The organism is Streptomyces cahuitamycinicus (assembly GCF_002891435.1).
In the GTDB taxonomy this organism is placed as follows: Bacteria; Actinomycetota; Actinomycetes; order Streptomycetales; family Streptomycetaceae; genus Streptomyces; species Streptomyces cahuitamycinicus.
Genome location: NZ_POUC01000054.1, coordinates 22,089 through 29,760, shown reverse-complemented (window position 1 = coordinate 29,760; position 7,672 = coordinate 22,089). Strand labels below are relative to the sequence as shown.

The 7,672-nt window shown below is 67.5% G+C and carries 5 protein-coding genes; 1 reads left to right on the top strand and 4 read right to left on the bottom strand.

Features of this window, described 5'->3' with window-relative positions; all coding sequences use genetic code 11:
* From C1J00_RS10500 to C1J00_RS10485, 4 genes are all read right to left on the bottom strand, one after another.
* Window positions 1-835: carbohydrate ABC transporter permease (locus tag C1J00_RS10500; protein ID WP_102908764.1), on the bottom strand; the 835-nt coding region annotated here is incomplete at its 3' end.
* 6 nt (window positions 836-841) lie between these two features.
* Window positions 842-1,828 (bottom strand): carbohydrate ABC transporter permease, encoded by a 987-nt coding sequence (locus tag C1J00_RS10495; RefSeq protein WP_102908763.1) that lies wholly within the window; start codon window positions 1,826-1,828, stop codon window positions 842-844.
* A gap of 34 nt (window positions 1,829-1,862) precedes the next feature.
* Entirely contained in the window at window positions 1,863-3,161 is a 1,299-nt protein-coding gene (locus C1J00_RS10490; protein ID WP_102908762.1) for an extracellular solute-binding protein, read from the bottom strand.
* Window positions 3,162-3,550: 389 nt separating this feature from the next.
* Entirely contained in the window at window positions 3,551-4,558 is a 1,008-nt protein-coding gene (locus C1J00_RS10485; RefSeq protein WP_102908761.1) for a LacI family DNA-binding transcriptional regulator, read from the bottom strand.
* 542 nt (window positions 4,559-5,100) lie between these two features.
* On the opposite strand from C1J00_RS10485, the gene C1J00_RS10480 reads away from it, so the two are divergent.
* A complete protein-coding gene (locus tag C1J00_RS10480; protein ID WP_102908760.1) occupies window positions 5,101-7,653 on the top strand; it encodes a glycoside hydrolase family 32 protein in 2,553 nt (850 codons plus the stop codon).
* The last annotated feature ends 19 nt before the right edge of the window (window positions 7,654-7,672 follow it).

Below are 7,672 nucleotides of genomic sequence, written 5' to 3'. Positions count from 1 at the left end.
GGAAGACGATCATCACCGGCAGTAGGACGACCATGGCGCCGGCGAGGAGGATGCCGAAGCGGGTGAAGGACTGTCCGCTGCTGGCCAGGGCGAGGCCGACGGGGAGGGTGTACTGGCTCTCGTTCTGCGCCACGACCAGCGGCCACAGGAAGTTGTTCCAGGAGCCGAGGAAGGTGATGATCCCCAGCGTGGCGAGGGCCGGCTTAGTCAACGGCAGGATGATCTTCGCGAAGATGGCCAGTTCGCGGCAGCCGTCGACGCGGGCGGCGTCGATGAGTTCGTCGGGCAGGGTGGAGATGAACTGCCGCATCAGGAACACCCCGAAGGGGCCGGCCAGGAACGGCAGGATCAGCCCGAGCATGGAGCCGGTCAGCTGCATGTTGGACACCAGCACGTACAGGGGAACGAAGGTGACCAGGCCGGGGATCATGAGCGTCCCCATGACCAGCAGGAACACGGCGCGCTGTCCGCGGAACTCCAGCTTGGCCAGGGCGTATCCGAGCATCGAGCAGAAGATGAGATTCCCGGCGGTGACGGCGAGGGCCACGATCACGGAGTTGGCGAACATGGTCGTGAAGTCGAGGCTGCTGAACAGCTCCCCGTAGTTGGCGGTCGTGGGCGCCGTGGGGAGCAGGACGGGCGGGACCCTGCGGATGTCGGCCTCGGGCTTGAAGGAGCCGGACAGCATCCACAGGAACGGCGCGATCATCAGCAGCAGGGCGCCGGCGAGCGGCAGATACAGCCAGGGCTGGCCCCAGGTCCGGCGGATGCGGCGACGCCTGAGGACGCGGTCCGTGCCCGGCTGTGCCGTGGGGAGAGAGGAGAGGGTGCTCATGGGTCGTCAGTCCTTGTCTCGCAGCACGCGGAACTGCAGCACGGTCAGCGCCACGATGAGGACGAAGATGACGTAGCTGGCGGCCGACGCCATCTCGTAATTGCCGTTGCCGAACTGTTTGTAGGCGTACAACGTGGCCGACAGGGTGGAGTCCAGCGGTCCGCCGTCGGTCATCACGAACGGTTCGTCGAAGAACTGCAGATAGCCGATGCCGGTGGTGACGGCGGTCAGCAGCAGAGCGGGACGCAGGAGCGGGAAGGTGACACTCCAGAACCGCTGCCAGGGCCCGGCGCCGTCGAGTTCGGCCGCTTCCATCAGGGACTGGGGTACGGACTGCAGCCCGGCCAGCATGATGATCATGACGGTGCCGAGGTTGCGCCACACCGCCATCACGATCATGACGGGAAGAGCGAAGCGGGTGTCCGCCAGCCAGGCCGGGCCGTCGATCCCGAACCAGCCCAGAACGAGGTTCACCAGTCCCGCGCGAGGTTCGAGGAGCGTCTTCCACACCACCGCGACGGCCACGATGCTGGTGATCACCGGCAGGTAGAAGCCGACCCGGAAGACGGCCCGGAAGCGGCGGATGCCGCTGTTGAGCGCGACCGCCGCGGCGAGCCCGGCAGCCAGCGTCAGGGGCAGCGCCACCAGGACGAACACGGCCGTGTTACGCAGGGCCGTGAAGAACTGATCGTCCTGGAAGAGCCGTACGTAGTTGTCGATGCCGATGAACGACACGTTCAGGGGTGTGCGCAGGTCGGCGCTGCTGGTGTCGGTCAGGCTCATCAGCAGCGACCAGACCAACGGCAGCAGCATGAAGGCCGCGAACAGCGCGAGGAAGGGCGCGGCCAGGACCCAGGCGGCCCGGGCCTGCCTGCCGCGCGCCATGCCCCGGCGCGGGGAACGCCGGTGCTCGGCACTCCGCTGCGGCCCCGCGGTGCCCTGCTTGCCGGTGTCGCCCCGCCCTGGAAGCGTTTTCGTGGACATGGATGTCATCCGTCCCTGCGAGGGGTGCTCATGGCGGTGGCGCTCAGCGGCCGGTGCCGATGCTGGTGGCCTTGGACTGCAGCGTCTTCTGCACCTCGGCGACGGTGGCCTTGCCCAGGGCCAGCTTCTCCAGTTCGGAGTCGATGGCGTCGGCGATCTGCTGCCAGGTCGTGATGGCGGGCTGCGCCTTGCTGACCTTGAGCTGCTCGTCGAACGCCTTCATGTTCGCGTCCGCGCTCAGGTTCCCGTCCGACCACGCCTGGGGCGACGGGGGCAGGCCGCCGGTGGCCTTGGCATAGGCCGCGAGGTTGGCGGGCTCGGTCAGGAACCGGGAGAACTTCCATGCCGCGTCGGGGTTCTTGGCTTCCTTGAACACCGCCAGGTCGGTGCCGCCGGCGAACCCGGCGGGCTGCTCGGAGTACGGCACCGGCATGGTCTTCCACTTGCCGTCCAGCTCCGGGGCGTCCTTGTGGAGGCTGGCACCGTTCCACGCGGCCTCCTGGTACGTGGCGATCAGCCCGTCCCGGAAGTTCTGCACGTTGTCGGACCTGTCGGTCGGCGCCAATTTCTGCTTCGGAACGCTCGCCCAGTACTCCAGCGCCTTGGCGACCTCGGGCGTGTCGAAGGTGAACTTCTTGGTCTTGGCGTCGTAGATGTCACCGCCCTGCTGCCAGACCATCGGCACCCAGAAGATCCAGGAGTTGAAGCCCATCACCAGCCCTGTGGCGTTGCGCAGCTTGGGGTTCTGCTTGCCCGCGGTGGCCTGGATGGCCTTGAGGTCCTTCAGGTATCCCTCCCGGTCGCCGGCCAGGGCGCCCTTGATACCGGCCTTCTTGGTGAGATCGGTCCGGTAGTAGACCACCGTGGTGTCGGCGGTGAACGGGACGCCGTAGGAGGCGTTCTTGTACTTGGTGGTGTCCCACTGGCCGGGGTAGAAGTCCGAGGGCTTGATCGATGTCGGGGTGGCCTGGAAGGCGTTCATGGCGGCCATCTCGGCCATCCAGGTACTCCCGACCATGGACATGTCCGGTGTGTTTCCGCCGGCGACGGCGGTGGTCAGCTTGTCGTGGGCGGCGTCCCACGGGACCGAGGTGATCTTGACTTCGGCGTCCGGGTTCTCCTGCTCGAACTTCTTGGCCATGTCCTTCAGGGCGGGTTCGATGTCACCCAAGTTCCACATGACCACCGTCCCCTTGGCCTTGCCCGCGGCTATCTCGGCGGGCGCGTCTTTGCCGGGGCCGGAATCCTCGCTCCGGCCGCAGCCGGTGGCCACCAGGGCTGCCGTGACGGTGACGCACAGGGTCTGGACAGTTCTGACGGCGTGACGGGTGGTGATACGCATGATGCGGCTCCTTGCCGTTGGGCGATACAGGCGCGGGGGGCGAAGGGTGAGAGCGGGCGGACGCCCGGATGGACCGGCGCACGAGTGGGGACCGTCTGCGGTGAGAGCGGCGTGGGGGACCTTTCGCGGGTTGCGCTGGGAGGGTCCGACGCAGAGCCGGTAACAGCCGGGCGGGGTGTGCCAGGCGCGCCGTTCGGTGTCCCGGATCGGAACGCACGGGGCGGAAAGGTCCGTAGGGGCGGCGCCGCAGGAACGCGTGTGCAGCCGCCAGAGGAAGGCGAGGCCGAAGTGGGTCGCCGAGGTTTCAAGGAGACGGGGGGCGGTGCGTCACCGGCGACGCACCGCCCGGCTGCGAGGCACCATCACGTACGCACCGTGATGACGTCGCGTCAGTTCGAGCTTGGCTCTAACGTGGAGCCCCGGATCACCAGGGTGGTGGGAATGATGCGCGAGGCGGCGGCCTCCGGCGATCTGCGCACGTGGTCGAGGAGCAGACGAGCCGCCGCCTCACCCATTTCCCGCATCGGCTGACGGATGGTAGTCAGCGCCGGATAGGTGTGCGACGCCAGCTCGACGTCGTCGAACCCCACCACGGCGACATCCCGCGGAATCTTGAGGCCGGCCTCGTGCAGGGCCGCGAGCACGCCAGCCGCCGAGGGGTCGTTGTGCCCGAAGACCGCGTCGAACTCCACGCCGTCCGCGAGAGCCCCCGCGACCGCGCTCCGGGCTGTGTCGAACAAGAAGTCACCGACGATGATGCTGCGCGCTTCAAGCTCGATCCCGGCCTGCGCATAGACGTCGACGAAGCCGCCCAGCCGCTCCTGAGTACAGCCGAACTCCTCGGGACCGGTCACCACCAGAGGTCGGCGGCGGCCGAGGTCCAGCAGGTGGCGCGCCGCCTGCTCACCGCCCTCCCGATTGGTGGTGGCCACGTAGGGAAATCCCGGCCGCTGGAAACGATCGTCGATCAGCACCACCGGCAGTCCGGCCTCGTGCAGTTCCGTAATAGCCCCCAGGGCTCCCTCGGGCTCTATCACCAGCAGTCCGTCGAACGACTTGGCAGCGACCTGCAGGCCCAGCCTCCGCAGTGACTCCTCACCGCCGTTCACGGTCAGCATGCGCAGTCCGAAGCCCTCGGTCTCCAGCGTTTCGACGACCGCCTGCACGATCCCGGCCCAGACCCAGGCCAGATCAGGGACCAGCATGCCGATCATCTGTGTGGTACCGCGTGCGAGCCCCACTGCCCCGGCGCTCGGCACATAGCCAAGCTCCGCGATCGCCTCGCGGACCTTCAAGACGGTGTCCTCGCTGATCTCGCCCTTGGCGTTCAGCACCCTCGAGACCGTCGTCTTGCTGACCCCGGCCCGCGCGGCCACGTCGGCGATAGTGACTCCCATGTCACCTCCCCTCCCTTCCTGCAGAGGCGGAAGACTTCCTCCCGCACCGAAGAGCCGATCGTACAGAGCCCTGTGGGACCGGTACCGACATCGGTCCCGGAACCGGTTTCGGTACCGGTCCCGGAAGTGAAGCACCGCGAGGCCCGACCGGTCAACACCCCGGAAACAACTCGTTAACGCGGCCGATCCCGGTCTCGCACGGTGCTGCGGAAGCCCGCCGGTTGCCACCCCAAGTCACCACTCTGACCTGCGCGTTTGCCGACCCCAACCCGTCAAGGCCGAACTCGCTGGTGCGGTTCGCTGCCGCCGACGATGCCCGACGGACCGCAGGCCCGTACCGGAGCAATCACGCCCGCACCGTTGACGCACTGGCCGGATTGCGCTTCATAATCGGGCACTCGCTGTCATCGATGACACAAGTCGTCGTTGACACCCCAGTCGGCTGCGTGGACGTCGACGCCGCTGGGGTGTCACTTTTCGGTCCGTCCGCGCCGGGGCCGCAGTCAGCGCTGCGCCGACGAGCCGCAGGACTAGGAGACACCATGAGCTCTGCACGCGTATCCCGGCATGCCCGCATACGGATGATGGCGGCGGTGGCGACCGTCTGCGCCCTGTCCGCAGCCCCGCTGGCCCCCCAGGCCGTCGCGGCCGACACCCGGGCGTACACCGAGACCTACAGACCCCAGTTCCACTTCAGTCCAGAGAAGAACTGGATGAACGACCCCAACGGCCTCGTCTACTACAAGGGCGAATATCACCTCTTCTACCAGTACAACCCCAACGGCAACACCTGGGGCGACATGTCCTGGGGGCACGCGGTGAGCCGGGACCTCGTGCACTGGAAGGAGCTGCCGCTGGCCCTGTCGCACGACGACGAGGAGATGGTGTTCTCCGGCAGCGCGGTCGTCGACTGGAACAACACCACGGGGTTCGGCACGAAGAAGAACCCGCCCATGGTGGCGATCTACACCAGCGCCTACAAGAACGGCGGCAAGCAGGCCCAGTCGCTCGCCTACAGCACCGACCGCGGCCGCACCTGGACCAAGTACCAGGGCAACCCCGTCATCGACATCGGCTCCAGCAACTTCCGCGATCCCAAGGTCCAGTGGTACGCGCCGACCAAGAGCTGGCTGATGACGGTGTCACTGTCCGCCGAGCACAAGGTGCAGTTCTACTCGTCCAAGAACCTCAAGGACTGGAAGCTCCAGAGCGAGTTCGGGCCGGCCGGCGCGACGGGCGGCGTGTGGGAGTGCCCCGACCTGTTCCCCCTCGCGGTCGACGGGGACAAGAACAACATCAAGTGGGTCCTGGTCGTCAACATCAACCCCGGCGGCATCGCGGGCGGTTCGGGCTCGCAGTACTTCATCGGCGACTTCGACGGCAAGAAGTTCACCACCGAGGACAAGGGCACCTACACACCGCCCACCGGCACGATGGTGCAGGACTTCGAGGGCACCGACTTCGGTTCGTGGACGACGACCGGAGCCGCGTTCGGTCAGGGGCCGGCGACCGGGGCGGTGGACTGGCAGGGGGCCGTCACCGGCTTCGACGGCAAGGGTCTCGCCAACAGTTTCCACGGCGGCGACGGCGCCACCGGCACCCTCACCTCCCCCTCCTTCACCGTCAACAGCCCCTACCTGAACTTCAAGATCGGTGGCGGGCGGCATGAGCACGAGGCCGGAACCGTTCTGGACGTGTCTCCGCCCGAGGGCACGGTCCTCGCCGACTTCGAAGGCGGCACCTACGGCGACTGGACGGCGAACGGGGACGCCTTCGGCACCGCACCGGCCACCGGCACCCTCCCCGACCAGGGACAGGTCTCCGGCTTCCTAGGAGAGGGGCTGGCCAACACCTTCCTGAACGGCGACTCCACCACCGGCACCCTCACCTCGCCCGAGTTCACCCTCGACAAGAAGCACATCAACTTCCTCATCGGCGGCGGCAACCACCCGGCCGACTCCGACAACCCCACCGCCGTCGAGCTCCTCGTCGACGGCCAAGTCGTCCGCAGCGCCACCGGAAAGGACGCCGAAGCACTCAACTGGGCCTCGTGGGACCTCAGCGAACTCGCCGGCAAGAAGGCGCAGATCAGGATCGTCGACGACAACACCGGCGGCTGGGGCCACCTCAACGTCGACCACATCGTGATGTCCGACGCCTTGGCCCCGCGCGTCTCCCAGGAGACGTCCGTCAACCTGATCGTCGACGGCGAGGTCGTCCGCAGCGCCACCGGCGCCGACAGCGAGACCCTGGACTGGGCCTCCTTCAACATGCGCCCCTACCTCGGCAAGAAGGCGCGGATCCAGATCCGCGACATGAACACCGCCGGCTGGGGCCACGTCATGGCCGACCAGTTCACCGCCGCTGACAAGCCCGCCAAGTCCGTCGTGCAACGCGCCGACTGGACCGACTACGGCAAGGACTACTACGCGGCGGTCTCCTGGGAGAACGCGCCGGGCGGCAAGCGATACATGATCGGCTGGATGAACAACTGGGACTACGGCCAGTCCATCCCCACCTCCCCCTGGCGCAGCGCGCAGAGCGTTCCCCGGGAAATGGCCCTGCGCACGATCAACGGCCAGACCCGGCTCACCAGCATGCCGATGGGCAGCCTGGAGTCCCTCCGGAACAAGCGCCCGGCCACGGCGTCCGGCGTCACCGTCAAGAGCACCTCCAAGCCCCTGACCGCGGCCAAGGGCAAGGCGCTCGACATCGAGGCGACCTTCTCCCCCAAGGACGCCGAACGCTTCGGCCTGAAGGTCCGCACCGGCGCCGACGGCGAGGAGACCGTCATCGGCTACGACACCACGACCCAGGAGCTGTACGTCGACCGCACCCGCTCCGGCGTCGGCGACTTCAACAGCACCTTCCCCGGCGTCCAGACCGCACCCCTGAAGCCCAAGAACGGCAAGGTCAAGCTCCGTATCCTCGTCGACTGGTCCTCCGTCGAGGTCTTCGGCGGCAACGGCGAAGCGGTGATCACCGACCAGATCTTCCCCGACCCCTCCAGCACCGGCGTCGAGGTCTTCGCCGAAGACGGCACCGCCACCCTCGACCACATGCAGGCGTGGCAGCTGAAGTCCATCTGGCGGTGACGAGCCGCAGGTCCGCGCG

Excerpts from the sequence above, each read along its gene's own strand:
- C1J00_RS10495 (WP_102908763.1), bottom strand. The coding sequence starts at position 1,828 with ATGACATCCATGTCCACGAAAACGCTTCCAGGGCGGGGCGACACCGGC.
- C1J00_RS10485 (WP_102908761.1), bottom strand. The coding sequence starts at position 4,558 with ATGGGAGTCACTATCGCCGACGTGGCCGCGCGGGCCGGGGTCAGCAAG.
- C1J00_RS10490 (WP_102908762.1), bottom strand. The coding sequence starts at position 3,161 with ATGCGTATCACCACCCGTCACGCCGTCAGAACTGTCCAGACCCTGTGC.
- C1J00_RS10480 (WP_102908760.1), top strand. The coding sequence starts at position 5,101 with ATGAGCTCTGCACGCGTATCCCGGCATGCCCGCATACGGATGATGGCG.